Origin of the sequence: Pedobacter steynii (assembly GCF_001721645.1) — a bacterium.
In the GTDB taxonomy this organism is placed as follows: Bacteria; Bacteroidota; Bacteroidia; order Sphingobacteriales; family Sphingobacteriaceae; genus Pedobacter; species Pedobacter steynii_A.
Window position 1 is genome coordinate 2,973,674 of record NZ_CP017141.1, and the last position, 21,064, is coordinate 2,994,737.

Sequence of the window (21,064 nt, forward strand, 5' to 3'; positions counted from 1 at the left end):
TTAAGCAATCGCCGGTTGATTTTTATTCCAGTTGATTTTAACAGAGAAATACATCAGACATGCTACAGTGATGAATAAGCCGATGCTGCCGAAAAGAAGCGCCATATCCTGCAATTGAATGATCACATAAATGAAGCTATAAAATATGCTGAGGATGATTGCAAAGACAAAAGCTGCTTTTTTATTTCTCAAAAATGTTCCGATAAATGCACTTACCAGTGTAATTGTGGCAATGGAAGCGATTAAGTAGGCTAATGTAAAGCCGATTTGTTCAGTAAAAGACAATAGAAGACTATAGTATATGATCATCGCTGCCCCGATCAATACGTATTGAAGTAAGTTGACCTTTATTTTATTCAGGAGTTCAATAAAAAAGAGAGAGATGAAACTAAGCAGGATAATCAAGACCGAATATTTTGCTGATCGCATCGTTTTCTGGTATTGATCGACAGGGAGCAAAAATTTGACACCAAAGGTTGCTTTAGCTTTATTTTGTTCGTTTAATGCGTTATTGGTTCCCAGCCATTGTTGCGGAAAAGGTCTGTTGAAATTAGACATTTTCCAGTTTCCTGTAAATTGCTTCTCGGTGATGGACCTTGTTTCGGGTAGATAGTTGCCTGTAAAGCTTGGATTGTTCCAGTTCCCCGTTACATTTACAGAGGTGTTCTTACCAAGGTGGAGAAAGTTTAACTCTCCGCTTCCACGAAGGTCAATGTCATAATTGAAACGGATGGACGTTGTTTTGCCGGCACTTAGGTTGGTCTGTACCGAGAGACTATTGGTGAAGAGGTTTTCCGGGGAGAAATCGGGTTCAGCGGTATAGGCCAGGTCTTCAAGCTTTATTTTTGGATTGTTTTTTAATCCTTTAAGGTCACTTAATCCGGCAATTACTTTCACTTTATCCCATAGGATTAAATCGGGATTGATCCCGGATTTTTTTAATTCCAGTTCACTAAAACGACCCTGGATTTTCAGCTTTGTATTGTACACGACAGCATCAAAAATGCCACGATGCAGAATTTCAGGGTTTACCTGAGTTTGAATATTGAGCTCTTCAGGAAGGATGTAGATTACCGAAAAATCTTCCTTTAAAGTGCTTTTGCCCGCTGCATCTACTACTTTAACAAATGTCTTATAAGGCAATTGCATTACGGGGCTTTCGATGAGTTGTGCCCCGGACCATTTTTCTGCAATTTCTGTGATGGCTTCGTCCTGGCGCTGCTGGCGTTCGGTAATCAGCGTTTGAATCCAGGAGGATGGCAGAAGAAGCAATAGTGTGAGCATGCCAATTAAGAAGAGCTTTGCAGCTACAGATTCCTGTAGTTGAGCAAAGATTGATTTTTGAGGGAGAGATTGAAGTGATTCCATAGTTTGATGTTTAAAAGTACTTTGTATTTCAAAGTAAGTGAATAAAAAAAATTATAGCTTTTGCTGTTTAATTAAATTTTCAAGGGCTTGCAGGTGTTTGAGAAATGCAGTTCTTCCTTTTTCTGAGGCAGCATAGCTGGTATTTGGTTTTCTGCCCAGAAAGGACTTATAAATAATGATGTATTCTTCCTTTTCAAGAGCTTTCAGGTGGGAAGCGAGGTTCCCATCGGTTACCTCCAGTAATTCCTTAAGGGAATTAAAGTCATAATTCTCATTGGCCACCAGAATGCTCATGATCTGCAAGCGTATCCTGTTTTCAAAGGCTTTATCGAAATGTTCTAAGGCTGATCTCACTTGTCGTATTTAAAATGCATGATAGAGCCGTAAATGATATGAAGAAGCCCAAAGCCAATAGACCAGAAGATAAGGCCGTATCCTGGAAATAAAGTCGCCAGTAATCCGAGAATGATCTGTAGGATGCCCAACCATTTTACATCTTCAAAAGTATAATGACTTGCGGCAACCAGAGACAGTCCATAAAATATTAAGCTGGCCGGAGCAATTACGCCATAATAACTTCTGGCAATTAGGATAAGGATGAAAATACCTCCGGTGAATAATGGAATGGCCATGTTGACCATTAGTTTTCTACTGCTTGGATTCCATACATTCTGATTTTTTTTCGCTGCCTTTCTCAGCGTAAGTAAAACACCTGTACCCAAAGATAGAATGAGCACGGTTAGTGCAATAAAAAATAATTTCCAAAGTACTTTCTGATCACTGATATAATAATCTCTGTATTGCAGACCGCCATAAGGACCATATACAAGATAATAAGCATAACCAGCACCGATTAACGCATAAACTCCTGCCATAATTCCTGATAGCCCGCTTAAGGATATGAATTTGGCAGAACGCTCCATCAGATTCCTGATAGAATTGAGTTCGGTATAAATTTCTTTCTCTTCCATAAAAGTACTTTGTGTTGCAAAGTAATGTATTAAAAATTGAACTTGCAATAGGGGATTGCAAATTCAATAAAAAAAGGGGGGTATATTAAGCGTTTTTCACTAGAATGCTTTCCAGTACATTAGCGACGTCATCGCATTTATCTGTAGCCATTTCCAGTGTCTGGAGTATTTCTTTTTGTTTAATTAATTCAATTGCATTGGTCTCGGATTCGAATAATCCTGCTAATGCATGGTTACAAAGTGAATCCGCCTGGCTTTCACCTTTATAAATCCTCAGGCATACATCGCTGATTAGCCCTGTATTTTTAAAGCTTTTGAGTTCTTTAAGTGCGATTTCAAGATCTTTGCACATGTCGATGAGTAGCTGTGCCATTTTGATCATTGGTTTATTGAGGTCAACAACATGATACAAATCAATATTAATGGCTGCGGTATGCATGTAATCAGCAATATCATATAAAGAGCTGATTAGGGCATGAATGTCTTCACGACTGAAAGGAGTAATGAGGCTTTTACTCAGTTTTAGGAATACCCTGGTTCGGATGAGCTCACCTGTATGCTCCATGCGCTCAATTTCCTTGATATATATTTTTCTTTTTTCAACATCGGTAGTACTCAAAGCAAGGAGCAGGTTCTCCGATATACTGACTAGGTTTCCTCCACATTCTTCGAATAGTGGCTGGAACTTTTTATCCTTAGGGCTAAAGACTTTGAAAAAGCTGTTCATATTACAGATGATATAACTCAAAAATATCAATCGTAATATTAACCCAGGATGAAGTTTCTGCTATCAGATGGCTATCATATGATGGAAACTGTTATTCCGATGCTCTCCAGGTTTTTTACCGTTTGAGGGGAAATTCCACTGTCTGTAATAATATGGTCTACTTCATCAATTCCGCAAATTTTTCCAAATCCCCGTTTACCAAACTTGGTAGAATCAGCAAGCACGATTATCTTTTGTGAAGAATCGATCATCTGGCGATTGAGGTGTGCCTCAAAAGCATTGGTAGTGGTTAATCCAAACTCAAGGTCAATCCCGTCTACACCAAGAAAAAGCTTACTGCAAAATACATTTCCCAGAATATTGTCTGAGTAAGGGCCAGTTACAGAAGATGAACTTTTTCTGAGTAAGCCACCCAATTGAATAACTTCAATATTGGTATGGTGGACGAGCTCCAATGCAACATTCAACGCAGAAGTAATGACGGTCAGATTGCCTTTGGGTTTGATACACCTGGCCAGGGCCAGAACAGTAGTCCCGGAAGCAATAATGATGGAGTCATTGTCTTCGACTAAATCCGCAGCAAGTGCACCAATCTTCATCTTTTCGGTAGACTGCAGTTGTTCTTTTTCATTTACCGGTTTATCGACGGTATAGGGATTGTTTAAAGTTGCCCCTCCATGAGTTCTGAACAAAAGATTTTTATCCTCCAAAAGCTTTAAGTCTTTCCTGATTGTGACAGAGGAAACATCCAGTTCTTTACATAAAACCTGAACATCTACTGACCCGTCAGTTTGAATTTTATTAAGAATGTATTGGTGTCTTTCTGCTATGTTAATCATCTGAAGTCTGATTGTGGTCCTGTTGTCTGATTGAAATAAAGATGCAACAAACTTAAGTTAAAAATAAATTATTCCTTTATTTTTTTGTGTAAGGTTACGTATTTGCTTTCATTTTGTTCCTTATCTGTAGTTTCCGAAAGCTTTTGATTTGTGTTTCTTGGAGTAGTAAAACCTTTTAAACATGTTTTGAGGCTGTTTTAAGTTAACACATCTATAATATTCACTTAATACTGTAAGGTAGATCTTTGCGGTGAAATGCCATAAGGAAACAAAATGAAACTTTTGGACCGGAAAGCAGATTAAATTACACCATTAATATTGTATGATGAATAAAACCTTTACTAATCACAAAGTATTAACAAAATTTGTTGGCTGCACAGCCTTTGCACTGGCATTTATGTTTGGACCATCGGGACAACAACTCATGGCTGCTACCGGAAGCTCATCCTTCCGTATTTATATACAGGAAACAGTAACTATTAAAGGGTTCGTAAAAGATGATGCCGATGGACAACCAATGCCAGGAGTAACTATTACGGATGGCCAAAGGAAACCCCTTGGTGTTACCAACGGCGATGGTGCTTTTAGTATTACAGTGCCGAAGGGAAAAGATGTCTCCTTTAATATGATTGGATATCAATTGGTTCAAAAAAAGTTTAATGAGAATCAGGTAAACGTGATGATTCGTTTGAGCGCTTCCAGCAGTGAGTTGAATGAGGTGGTAGTTACTGCACTTGGAATTAAACGCGAATCAAAATCCCTGGGATTTGGGGCAACTGTAGTCAATGGAAAAGAAATTTCAGATGCGCCTTCAAATAACTGGTCGGATGCTTTAAAGGGTAAAGTGCCAGGGTTAATGTTAACCCAGGCAGGTTCTGGTCCTATCAATAGTGCCAGAATTAACCTCCGTGGAGACCGTTCACTAAGTGGAAATAATGAAGCCCTCATTGTTCTTGATGGGGTTCCTATTCTGACCAGAAGTGTGAGCTCTGGAGTAACTGATGCATATGGAGCAGGGTCATCCGGACAGGATAAGGATATCCCAATTGATTTTGGAAATGGAATTTCGGATATAAATCCGGATGATATTGAATCCATCACCGTATTAAAAGGTGCTGCCGCTGCTGCACTTTATGGTAGTCGTGCACAGAATGGTGCCCTGATCATTACGACCAAGTCGGGAAGTAAAAGAGAGAAAGGGATCGGAATAACCGTAAATTCCAATTCAAGCTTCAATGATGTTTTGCGTTGGCCGGACTATCAATATGAGTACGGGCAGGGTAACTTAAATAAAAATGCAGCAGGAGAACTCTATTATTCTTATGGTGCATCTGAGGATGGAACAAATACTGGAAGTACTTCCAGTGCATTCGGCCCTAAGTTTAACGGACAAAGCTATTTTCAATATGATCCTATCCTTGAAAAACAAGGTGCTGAAAGGACACCCTGGGTTCCTTATAAAGATAACATTAAAGGGTTCTGGCGTACCGGATTTACGCTTCAGAATAGTGTAGCATTTGACGGTGGAACAGATAATTTTACTGCAAGAGCATCTATTACCCATACTAAAAATGAGTGGATTATGCCAAATACAGGATTTGAGCGATTAGTAGCTTCCCTCAATACCAGTATGCAGATCTCTAAGAAGCTGAAACTAAACGGTAAATTCAGCTATACCAACAAAAGCAGTGATAACCTTCCGGGAACGGGCTATAATGGTCAGTCTATTGCTTATTTTATGATTTTTCAAAACCCAAATGTCGATTTGAACTGGTATGCACCAAGGTGGAAACAAGGGCAGGAGCAGCTAAAACAGGTTCATCCTTATAGCTCTTATATTGAAAATCCTTTTCTCATTGCACATGAGATGACCAATAGCCTGAATAGTACGAACCTCGACGGTAATTTACAGGGAGTATATAAATTTGATGATAATTGGGAGTTGATGTTTCGTTCCGGGTTAAACATGCGTGTAGATACAAGAGAACAACGACGGTCATTTGATACTTCAAATTTTCCGCTGGGCTATTATAAGCAACAGGATGTGAACTTCCTGGAATCCAATACCGACGCTTTATTAAGCTATAATACCCGAATTACTCCTAAGCTTGGAATCCGTGCCTCTCTTGGGGGGAATCTGATGAACAGGGAATTTAAGGAGAACAATTCAATTGCCAGAGGATTATTGTTGCCTGGCATTTATAAATTGTCTAATGCTTTAAGTACCCCTGCTGCTGAAAATGAAAGAACCGAAAGACAAACTCAAAGTGTTTTCGGGTTAATCAACATGGATTGGGACAAAAAGATATACCTGGATATTACCGGACGTAATGATTGGTCGTCAACTTTACCTGATGGAAATAACTCTTATTTTTATCCTTCTGTTAGTACCAGTTATATTCTTTCCGAGCTTTTCAAGCTTACGGAAATCATCTCTTTTGCTAAATTAAGACTTTCATGGGCACAGATTGGTTCAGATACTGATCCATATCGGACTAAAAAGTATTATGGTACATCGACTTTCCCAGGTTCATCTGAGGCTCCGGGAACCTTGCACAATGCAGATCTGAAACCAGAGATGTCAAAATCGTGGGAAACCGGAGGAAACTTTTCTTTGTTTAATAACCGGATCACTGCCGACCTAAACCTTTATTCTACGACGACTATAAATCAGGTTTTACTGGTACCCTTAGATATCACAACAGGATTTAGTAAGGCTTTTATCAACGGAGGAAAAATCCGTAACAGAGGTATTGAGGTGATGTTAAGCGGGAAGCCTTTTGCTACCCAGAACTTTACCTGGACTTCTACATTGACCTGGTCTAAAAATCAAAATAGAATACTGGAACTGAGCAAGGATGCATTGAATGCACAGCAAGTAATTGCGCAAAGTGGTGCAGGAGCAGCTTCAATTGTTGCTACGGTTGGAGGCACTACGGGTGACTTATGGGGATACGGATTGGTAAGAAATGAAAATGGGGACGTCATCTTCGATCAAAAAACAGGACTTGCCTTACGCCCGGATGATATGAGGAAAATTGGAAATGCTTATGCAGACTGGCGTGGTGGCTTTCAAAATGAATTTAGGTATAAGGATTTTACGGTCAGTGTTTTGATTGACGGGCAGTATGGAGGTATTGTATACTCCCAAACTCATCATAAGATGACTGAGCAAGGAAAATTGCAACATACGCTTGCCGGACGGGAAGAAGGAGGAGTGATTGGGAAAGGTGTTGTTCAGAATGGCGACGGGAGTTTTTCTCCAAATACAACAAAAGTCCCTGTAAATACATGGTATGCAGATTATTATCGTCGTGCGAATGTAGAAACCAACAGTTTTGATGCTTCCTATCTGAAACTCAGAGAGGCCCGTATTGAATACCGTCTGCCTAAATCATTAATAAAAAAATTGAATATTTCAGGAGCTACGGTTGCTTTATATGGGAGAGACCTGGCCATGATTTCAAAATTCCCTGTCTTCGATCCGGAAACCGCTGCTTTAAACGGTTCGAGCATTATGCCTGGGGTGGAAATGGGACAGTTGCCAAGCACCAGAACATTTGGATTAAACCTCCGTCTGCAATTGTAAATGTTGATGAATTGATATAAGTATGGTTTTGGCCAATAAAATGAAAATAAGAATGAAAAAAAAGATAATAGCCCTTTTTGTCCTGGGCAATATAATAGCACTTGCTTCTTGTACCAAAAATTTTGAAGAACTCAATACCAACCCTAATTTAATCGAGAAAGTAACCCCAGGAAGTCTGGTGACTCCAACGGTCTATGGAATGAGTACTTATTTTACAGTGAGGAGTTATGATTTTACCTGGCAAATGATGCAGGTGGGAATTCCAAATCCAAGTATTACTTCTGGAATTCATCGTTATGATGTACAGGAGAGTGCCGGAAACGGAACCTGGAATAATTGTTATAAATACCTTCGGAATATCAGAGAGATGGAGGCAGCTGCAGAACTTTACAAGCAGCCAGCTTATAAGGCCATAGCGATTACATTAAAAGCTTATATTATGGGAATTCTGACTGATAGCTTTGGAGATGTTCCATTTTCAGAGGCGCTTCAGGCTGAAAATAAAATCACTCAGCCCCGCTTTGATACCCAACAGCAAATCTATACCTCATTGATTCAACAGTTGGAAGAAGCCAATGTTATTTATACTGGAACAGAGACGATGTCAGGTAATGATTTATTGTATGATAACAAGAAGGCAAACTGGCGTAAATTTAACAACTCCTTATTGATGAGAATGATTTTACGTCTTTCTAAAAGAACAGAATTCAACAGTTATGAAAAGTTGAAGGCAATGATTGCTGATCCGGTTAAATATCCGGTATTTAATGAGAATAAGGATGCGGCGATTGTCAAAATTACGGGAATTGCACCTTATGATTACGCCTGGGGAAGACGTCAGGATTACGTGAACTTTGAGGCCATGGGAGAGTTTTTTGTTGATATGCTGAACAATCTGGAGGATCCAAGAAGAGCACTTTTTATGACAAGAGCCTCAAAGATCGTAGATAAAAAGCCTGTGGATATTGGCTTTAAGGGATATCCTGCAGCTCATTCTGGTCAGGATTCACAGTTTGGTTTTAGCCCAAGCACACCTAACGGGGACCTGATGTTTCCAAATGCGGTGGGTACTCCCATTAATGAGGTGATGATGAGTTACGCAGAAGTGGAATTTATTAAGGCAGAAGTGGCTTTAAAATCCGGAGATCTGACTGCAGCCAAGGTGGCTTATGAGAAAGGTGTTACCGCCGCCGTCACCCAATGGCCATCAGGAATCATGCCGGCAACCTATTTCTCAAACCCTACTGCTGAGTTTAACGGAACTATGGAACAGATCATGAACCAGAAATACCTGGCTTTATTCTTTAATGACTACCAGCAATGGTTTGAATATCGTCGTACTGGATTTCCCAGGTTGCCAAAAACACCTTATATGTATCATAATGGAGTAATGCCGAGTCGTTTTATGTACCATAACGATGTTCGTAGATTTAATCTGGAGAATTATAATATTGCTGCTCAACGTATCGGTGGTGATGACGTAATGACCCGGGTATGGTGGGAAAAATAAATAGATTAACCATGAACAGAAGATCATTTATACAAAAAACCGGATTGCTGTTTGGTGGCCTGGTCATCAGCCTTGAGAGCTATCCCTTTATCAGACTTAAACGAAATGCTATCGTTCGTGGTAGGGTGACAAATGGACTAAAAGGATTGAACAATGTGGTTGTCTCTGACGGATACGCTGTTGTGCTTACTGATATCAATGGGAATTATACCCTGACAACCGATGTTAAAGCCAGTTCGATCTGGATCAGCACACCCGCAGGCTACGAGTTTAATGCAGAAGAAAGTGTGGCAAAACACTATCATATCCTTGGAAGTAAAAATGAATATAACTTTGAGTTGAGGTCTTTAGGTAAGGACGATAGCAAACATAATTTTTTGATATGGGCAGATCCGCAGGTGAAAAACAAGAAGGATGTTAGTCAGATGATGGACACTGCAGTTCCTGATGTGCAACAGCTTATTGCCGAAATGGATGCAGGTACTTTAGTTCATGGTATTGGAGTAGGAGATCTGGTTTGGGATAATCATGCGCTGTTTGCGGATTATAATGCTGCAGTTAAACAGATGAATATCCCGTTTTTTCAGGCCTTGGGAAATCATGATATGGATTACAGGATGGGAGGAGATGAAACTTCCGACCGGACTTTTAAAGAAACCTATGGTCCTACCTATTATTCTTTCAATAGGGGTAAAGCGCATTACATTGTATTAGATGATGTCAGATATCTGGGAAATGAGCGGGAATATGATGGTTATATCTCCGGGAATCAATTGGATTGGTTAAAGAAAGATCTACAGTACGTAGCTAAAGATCAGCTGATCATCATATGCCTGCACATTCCAGTGTACAATTCGGTCAAAAATAATTCAGATTTTTATGCGCTTTTAGAAGGGTATCCTCATGTTCACATTATGTCGGGACATACCCATTACAATGCCAATCATGTCAGCAAGGGGATTTATGAACACAATCATGGAACAGTTTGTGGCGCATGGTGGACCGGACCAATCTGTAGTGATGGCACTCCTCGTGGCTATGGGGTTTATGAGGTGGATGGAAATGACTTGAAATGGTATTATAAATCAACAGGCAGGGAGCGGAAAGAGCAGATGAGTGTTTATCTGGATAAACTCACGAATCAGGTTCGGTTGATCGCCAACGTATGGAATTGGGACCCGGAATGGAAGGTCACTTATTTTCTGGATGATCGGGCAATGGGAGAGATGGAACAACAAAAAGGCTTTGATCCTTTAGCTGTAGAGCTGTATCTTGGAGATCAGCTGCCATTGGGCAGAACCTTTGCGGAACCAAAAAAAATGGACCATCTGTTTATGGCACATTTTGACCCCACAGTGAAAAAAGTGAAAGTAAAAGCTGTTGATCGTTTTGGTGAGCAGTATATCACCGAAATAAATACCTGATCACAATGAAAAATATTAAAAGACTTATCTGGCTGGCTGCTTTAGGCTTATCTTCGTGTAAGACCATGCAGCAACAGCGTATGACTACTGCGATACCATTTCCATCTTTCAGTACTGAAGGTCATCGCGGAGGCCGGGGTCTGATGCCAGAAAATACTATTCCTGCTATGTATCATGCCATAGATCTTGGCGTAACGACCCTGGAAATGGACACACATGTTACAAAAGATCAGCAGGTGGTGGTAACTCATGATGATTACCTGAGCCCGGCATTTATGCTGGATCCGGATGGTGCTGAGATTCCGAAAACTGATTCCCGAAAATATGCGGTTTTTCAAATGGATTATGCCAGACTGAAGCAATTCGATCTGGGCACGAAATATTATGAGGCATTCCCCCGGCAGAAAAAGATGAAAAGTTACATTCCCCGACTGGAAGAGCTCATCGATTCTGTTCAGCAATATATAAAGGAAAGTGGGAAAAAGCAGGTCTTTTATAATATAGAAACAAAATGTAGTCCGGAAGGGGACGGCTTGTTGAATCCCGATCCGGAGGCTTTTGTGAAACTGTTGATGGATGTTATAGAAAAAAAAGAAGTTGCTCCGTTTGTCGTGATTCAATCATTTGATAGAAGAACCTTGCAAGTGCTGCATAAGAAGTACCCTCAAATAAAAACATCTTATCTTATCGCTAATAAAAAGAGTTTTGAGGAGAACATTGCCGATCTCGGCTTTAATCCTTTTATTCTTAGCCCGGTATACCAGATGGTAAATGCTGAGCTGGTAAAAAAATGTCATGATCTGGGCATTAAAGTAATTCCCTGGACGGTTAATACGACAATAGAAATCACGGCTTTAAAGGCATTGAATGTAGATGGAATCATTTCCGATTATCCTGATTTGCTCCTTAAGTAAGTAACATTATTGTTAATGAGTTTTACACGATGAGGCTATAGAAAGATCAGGTAAAGTCGTAGTTTAGTTCTATATGAAACGAGTGTGCTATTACCTGATAGGGGGGCTTTGTCTGATCTTTCTTTTTGTACCTTTTAAAATAGTGGCCCAGACTATCAAATGGGATACTACTTCCAGAGCAAAAAAGTATTCCGAAAGACTGGAGCATTTCAAAACTGATCCTATTTCGAAAGAGGATTTTGTGTTTCTGGGAAACAGTATTACGGCTGGAACCGATTGGTCCGGGCTGCTGGATCTGCCGAAAGCCAAAAATAGGGGGATTTCCGGTGACATTACATTTGGTGTTCTGGACCGGCTATCTGAAATAATTATGGCAAACCCACGTAAAATATTTATACTCATTGGAATAAATGACATTTCAAAAGGTATTCCCGACAGCCTTATTCTTCGCAATTATAAAAGAATAATTCATCGCATCCAGGAGGGCTCAAAATCGAAAATCTATTTTTATACCCTGTTACCTGTAAACAATTCGATGAATACCACTAATAAACATAGTGGGAAGGATGCGCATATTACCTGGTTAAATAAAGAACTTAAAAAGCTGGCGGGAAAAAGGGTGACAGTAATAGATTTGTATCCTCATTTTACTGATCAGGAAAACAGGCTTAAAGAAAGCCTGACTTATGACGGCCTGCATTTAAATGATGCCGGTTATCAGGAATGGGCAAGGATACTTAAAGAAGGTAATTATTTAAGATAATTCCTGTTAATTGTTTATAACGTTCATGATATTAGATGATAATCTGAGGCTCTTTTAATGGAAAATCAATTGGTAGTTTTAGAGCGTTTGATTGGAAATCTAAGCGCTGGCATGGTTGGAAGAGATCAGAGCCTAAAAGGAACCTTTTTGCAAAGGGAATTTAAACGTATTAAATCTGAACTGGAAAAGTTGCCATATCAAAATCTGGAAGATACAATTGCTAGTTGTGAGTTTCACTTAGAGGCGGCCTGCAAACTTGCAGATATTGTGATCCGCTTAAAAGTTTCGCTGAAAATGAAGAAAGACTTGACGGACGATGAATTTTACCGCTTAATGAAATGTGATACCTTTCTTAAAGAATTCAATACATTAATCAATTTCTGCAAAGAACTGATTCAGCGTAAAAAAGATCTGAATCAGGAGATGGGGGCACTGTAGCTGGCTAAACCTGGCTCTCTGTTTATATACTTGTTTTCTTTATACGTTTCCTTTCCAAGTTTCCTAAGCATTTTGTAATGAGATTTTAAGGCATCCCAAAACGTGGTACATTCATTATATGGCAAGTCAAATTCTGCTGCGGTCTGTTTTACGATTGCGCCTATTGCCGGATAATGGATGTGACAGATCTTTGGAAAAAGATGATGTTCTACCTGTCTGTTTAGTCCCCCGCATAAAAAAGCTGCCAGTCGACTTTCTACTGCGAAGTTCGCTGTTGTCTGCAATTGATGGGCTGCCCAGGCTTCTTCGATATTACCTTCCTGATTAGGAAAAGGAAATTCTGTTGCTTCTACCACATGTGCCAGCTGGAATACGAGACCTAACACTAATCCCTGTGCAAATTGCATCACCAGAAAGCCAATGATAAATTGCCACCAGGATACATTTATCACGATGAGGGGAAGTACAATAAAAAGAAAATAATAGATTGCTTTATAAAAAAAGAGGTTAAAGTATTCAACTTTGGGGTGACTCAACACGTGTTCTCCAATCTTTTTCTGAAAGAACTTTTTATAATCTTTTCTGAATACCCAGGAAAGCATGGCCAGGCTGTACAATACGAAAGCATAAAAATGTTGGTATTGTTGTACCCTGTTGACGGTTTCAGAAGAAGAAAAGCGGATCAGCCCTGGAGCTACATCAATGTCCTCATCATGTCCGGCAATATTGGTGTAGGTATGATGAACGATATTATGGCAGATGTTCCAGACATAAGGACTGGCGCCAATCAGGTTAAATACGAAGCTGAATATCTTATTAATGACAGGGTTGGGGGATAGAGCTTTATGGATGGCATCGTGACAAACATTGAAGCCAACAAAAGCGCCAAACATACCCAGAAGAATAGCCAAAAGTAGCATAACAGGTATACTCAGGTTCCCAAGAAGAAGCAAAAGATAGATGCCGGTTAATCCGCAGATGAAAAAAAAGACTTTGAACCACATGGCTGAATTGGCATGTGTTGAAATTTTGTTTTCAATAAAATAGGTGTCAACCCGCTTCCGTACTGTACTGTAAAATGTTGAGTTATTGGCATTAGTGAACTTGACCTTTCTTGTCATAAGTTTGTTTTTCCCCTAAAAATGAATCGCTTGCTCCCGGTGTAATTTTGGCTAATGTACCATAATTAAATAGGTACCTAATCTTTTATCATATTATTATTTAGTTACGAAAATGCAAGCAGTTTAGATTTTCATCTATATTTACCGTTAATTAATGGTTCTATATCAATCATTATTGAAACATAGATGGAGAGCGTAAATATCAAGCAATTAGCTAAGGCACTAAATTTATCCACTTCAACGGTATCCAGGGCTTTCAGGGATAATAGTGACATTAGTAAGGAAACAAAGGAAAAAATACTTTCTAAAGCTAAGGAATTAAATTATCAGCCAAATCATTATGCCAGTAACCTGAGAGAACAGAAGAGCAAAACCATTGCTGTGATTGTTCCGGAGCTGGCTAACAATTTTTTCTCTCAGGCCATTCATGGGATTGAGCGGATTGCAAGAGATAAAGGATATCATATTCTTATCTATGCAACAGATGATGATTATGAGAAGGAGGTTTCTTTTATCCGGCATCTTCACAATGGTCGGGCTGACGGTATCATTATGTCGGTGTCAGGAGAGGCGAATGACCATACTTATCTGAATGAGTTGAGTAATAAGCGACTTCCATTGGTCTTTTTTGACCGTGTTTATGAAGATATCATCACCCCAAGGGTAATTACTAATGATTATGATAGCAGTTTTTCGGCTACTCAACATTTGATCAAACAAGGCTGTAAGCGGATTGCCTATCTGGTAATTAATAAAAATCTGTCTATAGGAAAGTTCAGGATGCAGGGATATATCGATGCCCTTGCCAAATACCATATTCCTTTTGACGATAAACTGGTTGTGGATTGCACGAACAGTTATGCGAAGAATGACTTAATTTTAAAACGTTTATTGCTTGATATTAAACCCGATGGCATCTTCACATCTGTGGAAAGGCTTGCCTTCGCCACTTATTATGCTTGTTATGATCTTAAGATTTCTATTCCAGATGATCTTCGGGTTATCGGTTTTTCCAGTCTGGAAATCGCCCCTTTGTTGAACCCTTCATTAACTACTATTACTCAACCGGCCACAAAGATCGGAACTGAGGCCGCGAACCTCTTGTTTAAGATGTTGGAATACCCCGAAACGGTAAACCCAAATGAAAAGATTATACTCAATTCAAAGTTGATGAAAAGACGATCAACAGAGCGTCTTTAACTGGTGCTTTCCGGTTTCTTTTTTTTGTTTTTCTGGCTTTCAGAAAGTAGCTGACGGGCTGGAAAATCAAGGTCTTTTTTTTGTCTTTTTTTGCCCTGGGAAAACTCTTTTTTTGGGGTGTTTTTTTGGGCTGAAAACTGATGGTTTTTGAAAAAAATAATTTAGATTTTCCGATTTTACGCAGAATTTCAGCTCCCTTGTTTCAAAAGACATAGAAAATATGTGGATAATTACGGGAACGTTCCCGGAATCGTTCCCGTAAAATGAGATAAAAATATCTAAGTGTAAAAAATACACACCTAATCTTTAAATTAGTTTTTAATAGTTTGATTATCAGTAGATAACGATTTGTGTTGTTGGTTTTTGGGAATATTGATCAGCAAATTTATAAGCCTGTTTCTTGATTTTTGAAGTATAAAATATGGTGTTAAAAAAAAATAACATATAAAATTTTGATTTATCAGGTCTGCTTGTAAATTTACCATGAGCGTTATTTAAACTTAACATTAACCAAATATTTACATTAAAAACGAGCTATAAATATGAAAGTATTTTACCTGCTAAAGCCTTGTTTATTGTTGCTGATTATTCTTGCAACATTGACCGTTCAGGCGCAAACCGGTTCAGTAACCGGAACAGTTTTAGACGAGACCGGATTGCCACTTCCCGGAGCCTCTGTCCAGATTAAAAGTATCAACAAGAGTGCGACTACTGACGCAAGTGGAAAGTATCGTTTGACGGGGTTATCCAATGGTACGTTTATACTTACGATCAGTTATATCGGGTATACTTCCATTAGCCAGAATGTTAACATTTCAGGAAATGTGTCAGCTGATTTTTCTTTGAAACCCGATGCACAGAATTTATCAGAGGTTGTCGTGATTGGCTATGGTACTGCTCAAAAGAAAGACCTGACCGGGTCTATTGCAACAGTAAGTGCCAAAGATTTTCAAAAGGGGGCGATTACTACACCGGAACAACTGATTCAAGGTAAAGTTGCAGGAGTAAACATTGTTTCCAATGGCGGACAACCGGGTGTGGGAAGTGTGATCCGTATTCGTGGAGGTGCATCACTTAATGCGAGTAATGATCCTTTGATTGTTATTGATGGGGTGCCATTTAGTGGAAATACCATTAGCAATGCACCAAATCCGCTTGCATTGGTTAATCCAAATGATATTGAAACTTTTACTGTATTGAAAGATGCTAATGCGACGGCAATTTATGGATCGAGAGCTTCAAATGGGGTAATCCTGATTACAACAAAAAAGGGAAGTTCGGGAGCACCTGTAATTAATTTTAACACGAACAACTCTTATGAAACGATTGCCAAGAAAGTAAATATCCTTTCAGCAGATCAGATCCGTGATTATGTAAATCAATATGGAAATAAGAGCTACGATGAAAACCCTGCACATACTTACAAATCTCTGATGGGAAATGCAAATACAGACTGGCAGGATGAGATCTATAAAAATGCTTTTTCTACTGATAATAGTTTGAGTCTTTCGGGAACGTTTAAAGGAGTTCCTTATCGTGTATCTGCAGGATACCTGGATAAAAGAGGATTGTTATTGACCGATAAGCTGGAGCGTGCGACCGGTGGATTTGGAATCTCGCCGAAATTATTTGGAGATCATTTGAAAATTGATCTGAATCTTAAGGGATCTTTAACTGAAGCGCGTTTTGCTAATGATGCTGCCAGAGGTGCTGCATTACAGTTTGATCCAACACAAAGTATCTATGCAGACAATCAATTTGGTGGATATTTTGAGTGGATTCAAGGTCAGGTTCCTAATCCAAATGCTCCGAGAAATCCATTGGCGTTGATTCGTTTACGCAGTAATATTGGAAAGACTGAGCGGAGTTTTGGAAACGCCAGGTTTGACTACGCCTTTCATTTCCTACCGGAATTACATGCCAACTTAAATCTTGGATACGATATATCTAAAGGATACGGTACGATTCGGGTACCTGAGTATGCAGCACAGAATGCATCTACCAAAGGTTTTGAAAAGCAGTCTCTGGATACTCAGAACAATAAAGTTGCTGAATTTTATTTGAACTATAAAAAGGACATTACATCATTGAGAAGTAACATTGATGTAACTGCAGGTTACGGTTATTATGATAATTCGACCACTAACAATAATTTTTCAGAATACAGAGCGAACGGATCGTTAATTAAAGCTCCTCAGTTTCCTTTCAATGTGGAAAGAGAAAAGTTGCTTTCTTACTATGGTCGTTTAATTTACACTTTCGCAGATAATTATATTCTTTCCGGAACGATGCGTGCAGATGGATCTTCCCGTTTTGCTGAAGATCATCGTTGGGGATATTTTCCTTCTGTAGGTTTTACCTGGAGAGCGATCGGTGAGGATTTCCTGAAAGACAGCAAGGTTTTTTCAGATCTGAAACTGAGGTTGAGCTATGGTGAAACAGGAAATAAAGATGGAATAGGAAATTATAACTATATGTCAAAATACTTCTCAAATAATAATCAGGGACAGTATCAGCTGGGTGATAAATTCTATGATTATTATACTCCTGCGGCTTATGAACCTGACCTGAGATGGGAAACTACAACGACCTATAATGCCGGTTTGGATTACGGCTTTTTAAAAGGACGTATTTATGGAAGCGTGGATGTGTATTACAAAAAGACAAAAGACTTATTGTCAACTGTTGATATTTCTTCCGGAACGAATTTCAATAACCGACTACTTACTAACGTAGGAAACATGGATGTAAGAGGGATCGAGGCAAACGTAAATGTTTCCCTGATCAGGTCTGAAGATGTGAATTGGGATTTTGGAGTGAATATGGCTTATAACAAAAGGGAAGTAACCAACCTTTCTCTGAATCCTGATCCGAACTTTATCATTGATGCCGGAGGAATTACAGGAGGTACTGGAATTAATATTAAATACAATGCCATTAATCAGGTTCCGGGATCTTTTTATGTCAGAAAGCAGATCTATGATGAAAAAGGAATGCCGCTTGAAGGGGTATATGCAGATCTTGACGGAAATGGGGTGATCAATGATAAAGATCAGTATTTCTATAAATCTCCTGATCCAAAAATTATTCTTGGGTTTAATACGGCATTTAGTTACAAAAAATGGACTTTAAGTACCGTATTAAGAGCGAATCTTGGGAACTATGTGTACGATAACGTTTCTTCAAACTTTGGGGTAAGAAGTAATATACTTAGTCCAAGTGGTTTGATTAACAATGCGAATGCGGATATCTATAATACCAACTTCACCAACAATCAGTACCTGAGTGACTATTATGTGAAAAACGCTTCTTTCCTGAAGATGGATAACGCAGGTCTGGCTTTCAATGCAGGTAGAATTTCTAAAAATGGAAATACAACCCTCAGGGTATCTGCGAATGTTCAGAATGTATTTGTAATCACCAATTATAAAGGACTGGATCCGGAGTTAAGTTCAGGTATAGATTTTAACCTTTATCCAAGACCAAGAACTTATACACTTGGCTTAAACGTTGGCTTTTAATTATTAAGATTCTCATGAAAAAACTACATAAAATATTCACCATATCAAGCATTCTACTGGTTTTTGCCAGCTCGTGTAAAAAAGATGACTTGAATTTAATACCCACCAATGATCAGGTGGCTGATAAAGTGTATGCTACCCCTGCAGGATATAAACAAGGCCTGGCGAAATTATATGCCAGTTATGCATTGACGCACCCTACAGGAGCTTCATCGGAAAGTGATATCGGCGGACTGAATCCAGGATTTACCGATTTTTTAAGGTTATTCTGGATGTCACAGGAACTGCCTACAGATGAAGCTATTTGCGGATGGAATGATACCGGTATTCCTGATATGGATCAGATGACCTGGACCGCTGATAATATATTTATTCGTGGATTATACTCCAGAAGCATTTATCAAATTACGGTGTGCAATGAGTTTCTTCGCGAAAGTACACCTGAAAAACTATCTAAGCGTGGAATTACAGGGGCGGATGTAAACGACATCCAACGTTATAGAGCAGAGGCACGTTTCCTGCGTGCATTTCAATACTGGGTACTGCTTGATGGTTATGGAAATCCTCCTTTTATTACTGAAACTAATCTTATTGGAAAAGTTTCTCCTGAACAGATCAAAAGAGCGGATTTATTCAATTATGTGGAGTCAGAGTTAAAGGCTATCGACGCTGAACTTGCGGCACCTCGTGCCAATGAATATGGTCGTGCAGATCAGGGGGCCGCATGGTCATTGTTAGCCAGATTATATTTAAATGCCGAGGTTTATACGGGAACTCCAAAATACACAGAAGCGATTACCTATTCCAGTAAAGTGATTAATGGCGGCTATGCATTATCGCCGGTTTACAAAAATATTTTCCTGACAGATAACAACGTGACAAGTGCTAAGGAATTGATTTTGACCATAAACTACGATGGAATGCATACTCAAAATGACGGTGGAACGACCTATCTGATTAATGCTGCTATTAATGGCGATATGAACCCTGCTTCTTTTGGTGTTCCTACAGGCGGATGGGGTGGTAACAGATCGCGCATTAATTTGCCGACTTTATTTGCTGATCGTACCGGAAATACAGATAAGCGCGCCATGTTTTTTGGAAACAAGCTGGAGAATGATGATATCAATACATTCACGGATGGCTTAAGAATCACCAAATTTAAAAATGTGAGTTCTTTGAACATTCCTGCTCCTTCCATTGAAGGAAAATTCAGTTCTCTGGATTTTCCATTGTTCCGTCTTGCAGAGCAGTACCTGATTTATGGGGAAGCTGTTCTCCGTGGTGGTTCTGGCGGTACTAATGATCAGGCGCTGACTTATGTGAATAAATTACGTGAGCGTGCCTATGGAAATGCTTCAGGTAAGATCAACACATTGACTACAGATTTCTTTCTGGATGAGCGTGGAAGAGAATTGTACTGGGAAGGTTTCCGTCGCTCAGACCTGATCCGTTATAAGAAGTTTACTGAGGGCGGATATTTATGGCCACATAAAGGAGGGGTAAAGGCTGGTGCAGGAGTATCTGCTACCCGCAGTTTGTTCCCGATTCCTACGGCTGATATCATCGCCAATACTAACCTTATCCAAAATCCTGGTTATTAATCCTAAGAAAGAAATTGATATGAAGTCATTATTTATAAAATCCATTTCCTTTGCTTTAGTGGCGATAGGATTATGGTCTTGTAAGAAAGAGGGAACGCAGCTTACTTCGACAATCAGTCCGGCAGGAGCGTTAACTGCTTCAGTTACGAGTTTGAATCTAAGTCTTGCAAATAGTACGGCAACTGCATTAACCCTTTCTTTTCCTGCTCCTGCAGTGACAGGGTATCCTGTAGGTGTTGTCTCCACTATTCAATTTGATCTGAAGGGTAAGAATTTTTCTAATCCCAAAGAAGTGGTATTAAATACAAACACTTACGCGCCTAAAGTGAGTGAAATTAATGCAATGCTGCTGAGCCTTGATCAGAAGCCGGATATTTCCACTCAGTTGGAGGTCCGCTTGAAATCTGCACCAGCAGCTAATGCCATTACTTATTCAAATGTGATTACTTTAACTGCCACTCCTTACTCTGCATCTTCCTGGATATATGCTCCGGGGGCTTATCAGGGATGGAATCCTGCAACTGCAGATAGCCTGGTCTCGCTAAATAGTGATGGTATATATGCAGGTGTAATCGTATTTACTCAGGTAAATTCTGAGTTCAAAATTACACCATTAAAGAACTGGAACGTAGCCTATGGAGATGCAGGTAGCGGTACCATTAGCACTACTGCAGGAGATAATTTGAAAGCGCCATTGGCGGGGCCACAACAAGTTGTTGTGAATATGAATACGAAAACCTTTGTCATTGAAAAACCTGTATTATGGTCATTGATAGGTAATGCTACCCCGCTTGGTTGGGATGGGGATACGGATATGAAGTTTATCAACGATGGAAAAGGTCTCTGGAAAGTAACCACTAACTTGACTGCCGGTGAATTGAAATTTAGGCTGAATCATGATTGGGGTACTAACTACGGTGGTAGTGGAGGGAATGCAGTCCTTGGATCTCCGGATAATATTAAGGTCGTAGAAGCTGGGAATTATACCGTTAGCCTGGATCTGACTAATCTGAAATACACACTTATAAAAAATTAATATCACTAGAAAGTTCCTGCAGTCAATTCTGCAGGAACT

16 protein-coding genes are annotated in these 21,064 nt (G+C 39.4%); 10 read left to right on the top strand and 6 right to left on the bottom strand.

The genetic code is table 11. The annotated features are described in order from the left end of the window. The 5 genes from creD to BFS30_RS12410 all read right to left on the bottom strand — a co-directional run bounded on the left by creD (position 1) and on the right by BFS30_RS12410 (position 3,905). On the bottom strand, positions 1-1,368 hold the full coding sequence (gene creD / locus BFS30_RS12390; protein WP_069379591.1) for a cell envelope integrity protein CreD: 1,368 nt from the start codon (positions 1,366-1,368) through the stop codon (positions 1-3). A gap of 51 nt (positions 1,369-1,419) precedes the next feature. Beyond that, positions 1,420-1,722: a winged helix-turn-helix domain-containing protein gene (locus BFS30_RS12395; RefSeq protein WP_069379592.1), complete on the bottom strand. Its 303-nt coding sequence runs from the start codon at positions 1,720-1,722 to the stop codon at positions 1,420-1,422. After that, the gene (locus BFS30_RS12400; RefSeq protein WP_069379593.1) at positions 1,719-2,339 is read right to left on the bottom strand and encodes a hypothetical protein; all 621 of its coding nucleotides are present in this window, start codon (positions 2,337-2,339) and stop codon (positions 1,719-1,721) included. The genes BFS30_RS12395 and BFS30_RS12400 overlap by 4 nt, the downstream gene beginning before the upstream one ends. A gap of 85 nt (positions 2,340-2,424) precedes the next feature. Further along, positions 2,425-3,066 carry a DUF47 domain-containing protein gene (locus BFS30_RS12405; RefSeq protein WP_069379594.1) on the bottom strand — a complete coding sequence of 214 codons (642 nt, stop codon included), beginning with the start codon at positions 3,064-3,066 and terminating at the stop codon, positions 2,425-2,427. A gap of 74 nt (positions 3,067-3,140) precedes the next feature. Further along, positions 3,141-3,905, bottom strand: a complete 765-nt coding sequence (locus BFS30_RS12410; RefSeq protein ID WP_069379595.1) for a DeoR/GlpR family DNA-binding transcription regulator — start codon at positions 3,903-3,905, stop codon at positions 3,141-3,143. A 322-nt stretch (positions 3,906-4,227) separates the two neighbouring features. Between BFS30_RS12410 and BFS30_RS12415 the strand changes: the two genes are divergently transcribed. From BFS30_RS12415 to BFS30_RS12440, 6 genes are all read left to right on the top strand, one after another. Next, a complete protein-coding gene (locus BFS30_RS12415; protein WP_237028748.1) occupies positions 4,228-7,494 on the top strand; it encodes a SusC/RagA family TonB-linked outer membrane protein in 3,267 nt (1,088 codons plus the stop codon). Positions 7,495-7,546: 52 nt separating this feature from the next. Further along, positions 7,547-9,004, top strand: coding sequence for a SusD/RagB family nutrient-binding outer membrane lipoprotein (locus BFS30_RS12420; protein ID WP_069382410.1), 1,458 nt, complete (start codon positions 7,547-7,549; stop codon positions 9,002-9,004). Between the two features lie 11 nt (positions 9,005-9,015). Next, complete coding sequence (locus BFS30_RS12425; protein ID WP_069379597.1) at positions 9,016-10,428, top strand: calcineurin-like phosphoesterase C-terminal domain-containing protein; 1,413 nt, start codon at positions 9,016-9,018, stop codon at positions 10,426-10,428. A 5-nt stretch (positions 10,429-10,433) separates the two neighbouring features. Continuing rightward, positions 10,434-11,342 (top strand): glycerophosphodiester phosphodiesterase family protein, encoded by a 909-nt coding sequence (locus BFS30_RS12430; RefSeq protein ID WP_069379598.1) that lies wholly within the window; start codon positions 10,434-10,436, stop codon positions 11,340-11,342. Positions 11,343-11,415: 73 nt separating this feature from the next. Further along, a complete protein-coding gene (locus BFS30_RS12435; RefSeq protein WP_069379599.1) occupies positions 11,416-12,105 on the top strand; it encodes a GDSL-type esterase/lipase family protein in 690 nt (229 codons plus the stop codon). Between the two features lie 57 nt (positions 12,106-12,162). Then, positions 12,163-12,543, top strand: coding sequence for a hypothetical protein (locus BFS30_RS12440; protein ID WP_069379600.1), 381 nt, complete (start codon positions 12,163-12,165; stop codon positions 12,541-12,543). Here BFS30_RS12440 and BFS30_RS12445 read toward each other — a convergent pair. Next, positions 12,522-13,664, bottom strand: a complete 1,143-nt coding sequence (locus tag BFS30_RS12445; RefSeq protein ID WP_069379601.1) for a fatty acid desaturase family protein — start codon at positions 13,662-13,664, stop codon at positions 12,522-12,524. The two genes, BFS30_RS12440 and BFS30_RS12445, sit on opposite strands and share 22 nt — an antisense overlap. A gap of 186 nt (positions 13,665-13,850) precedes the next feature. On the opposite strand from BFS30_RS12445, the gene BFS30_RS12450 reads away from it, so the two are divergent. The 4 genes from BFS30_RS12450 to BFS30_RS12465 all read left to right on the top strand — a co-directional run bounded on the left by BFS30_RS12450 (position 13,851) and on the right by BFS30_RS12465 (position 21,025). Then, the gene (locus BFS30_RS12450; RefSeq protein WP_069379602.1) at positions 13,851-14,864 is read left to right on the top strand and encodes a LacI family DNA-binding transcriptional regulator; all 1,014 of its coding nucleotides are present in this window, start codon (positions 13,851-13,853) and stop codon (positions 14,862-14,864) included. A 542-nt stretch (positions 14,865-15,406) separates the two neighbouring features. Continuing rightward, positions 15,407-18,385 carry a SusC/RagA family TonB-linked outer membrane protein gene (locus BFS30_RS12455; protein WP_069379603.1) on the top strand — a complete coding sequence of 993 codons (2,979 nt, stop codon included), beginning with the start codon at positions 15,407-15,409 and terminating at the stop codon, positions 18,383-18,385. Between the two features lie 14 nt (positions 18,386-18,399). Further along, positions 18,400-19,989, top strand: a complete 1,590-nt coding sequence (locus BFS30_RS12460; RefSeq protein WP_069379604.1) for a RagB/SusD family nutrient uptake outer membrane protein — start codon at positions 18,400-18,402, stop codon at positions 19,987-19,989. A gap of 19 nt (positions 19,990-20,008) precedes the next feature. Further along, positions 20,009-21,025: a SusE domain-containing protein gene (locus BFS30_RS12465; protein ID WP_069379605.1), complete on the top strand. Its 1,017-nt coding sequence runs from the start codon at positions 20,009-20,011 to the stop codon at positions 21,023-21,025. Positions 21,026-21,064: the final 39 nt, after the last annotated feature.

Bases quoted from the DNA above. Each gene is read 5' to 3' on its own strand.
- creD (WP_069379591.1), bottom strand. From the start codon at position 1,368: ATGGAATCACTTCAATCTCTCCCTCAAAAATCAATCTTTGCTCAACTA.
- BFS30_RS12400 (WP_069379593.1), bottom strand. From the start codon at position 2,339: ATGGAAGAGAAAGAAATTTATACCGAACTCAATTCTATCAGGAATCTG.
- BFS30_RS12405 (WP_069379594.1), bottom strand. From the start codon at position 3,066: ATGAACAGCTTTTTCAAAGTCTTTAGCCCTAAGGATAAAAAGTTCCAG.
- BFS30_RS12410 (WP_069379595.1), bottom strand. From the start codon at position 3,905: ATGATTAACATAGCAGAAAGACACCAATACATTCTTAATAAAATTCAA.
- BFS30_RS12415 (WP_237028748.1), top strand. From the start codon at position 4,228: ATGATGAATAAAACCTTTACTAATCACAAAGTATTAACAAAATTTGTT.
- BFS30_RS12420 (WP_069382410.1), top strand. From the start codon at position 7,547: ATGAAAAAAAAGATAATAGCCCTTTTTGTCCTGGGCAATATAATAGCA.
- BFS30_RS12425 (WP_069379597.1), top strand. From the start codon at position 9,016: ATGAACAGAAGATCATTTATACAAAAAACCGGATTGCTGTTTGGTGGC.
- BFS30_RS12430 (WP_069379598.1), top strand. From the start codon at position 10,434: ATGAAAAATATTAAAAGACTTATCTGGCTGGCTGCTTTAGGCTTATCT.
- BFS30_RS12435 (WP_069379599.1), top strand. From the start codon at position 11,416: ATGAAACGAGTGTGCTATTACCTGATAGGGGGGCTTTGTCTGATCTTT.
- BFS30_RS12440 (WP_069379600.1), top strand. From the start codon at position 12,163: ATGGAAAATCAATTGGTAGTTTTAGAGCGTTTGATTGGAAATCTAAGC.
- BFS30_RS12445 (WP_069379601.1), bottom strand. From the start codon at position 13,664: ATGACAAGAAAGGTCAAGTTCACTAATGCCAATAACTCAACATTTTAC.
- BFS30_RS12450 (WP_069379602.1), top strand. From the start codon at position 13,851: ATGGAGAGCGTAAATATCAAGCAATTAGCTAAGGCACTAAATTTATCC.
- BFS30_RS12455 (WP_069379603.1), top strand. From the start codon at position 15,407: ATGAAAGTATTTTACCTGCTAAAGCCTTGTTTATTGTTGCTGATTATT.
- BFS30_RS12460 (WP_069379604.1), top strand. From the start codon at position 18,400: ATGAAAAAACTACATAAAATATTCACCATATCAAGCATTCTACTGGTT.
- BFS30_RS12465 (WP_069379605.1), top strand. From the start codon at position 20,009: ATGAAGTCATTATTTATAAAATCCATTTCCTTTGCTTTAGTGGCGATA.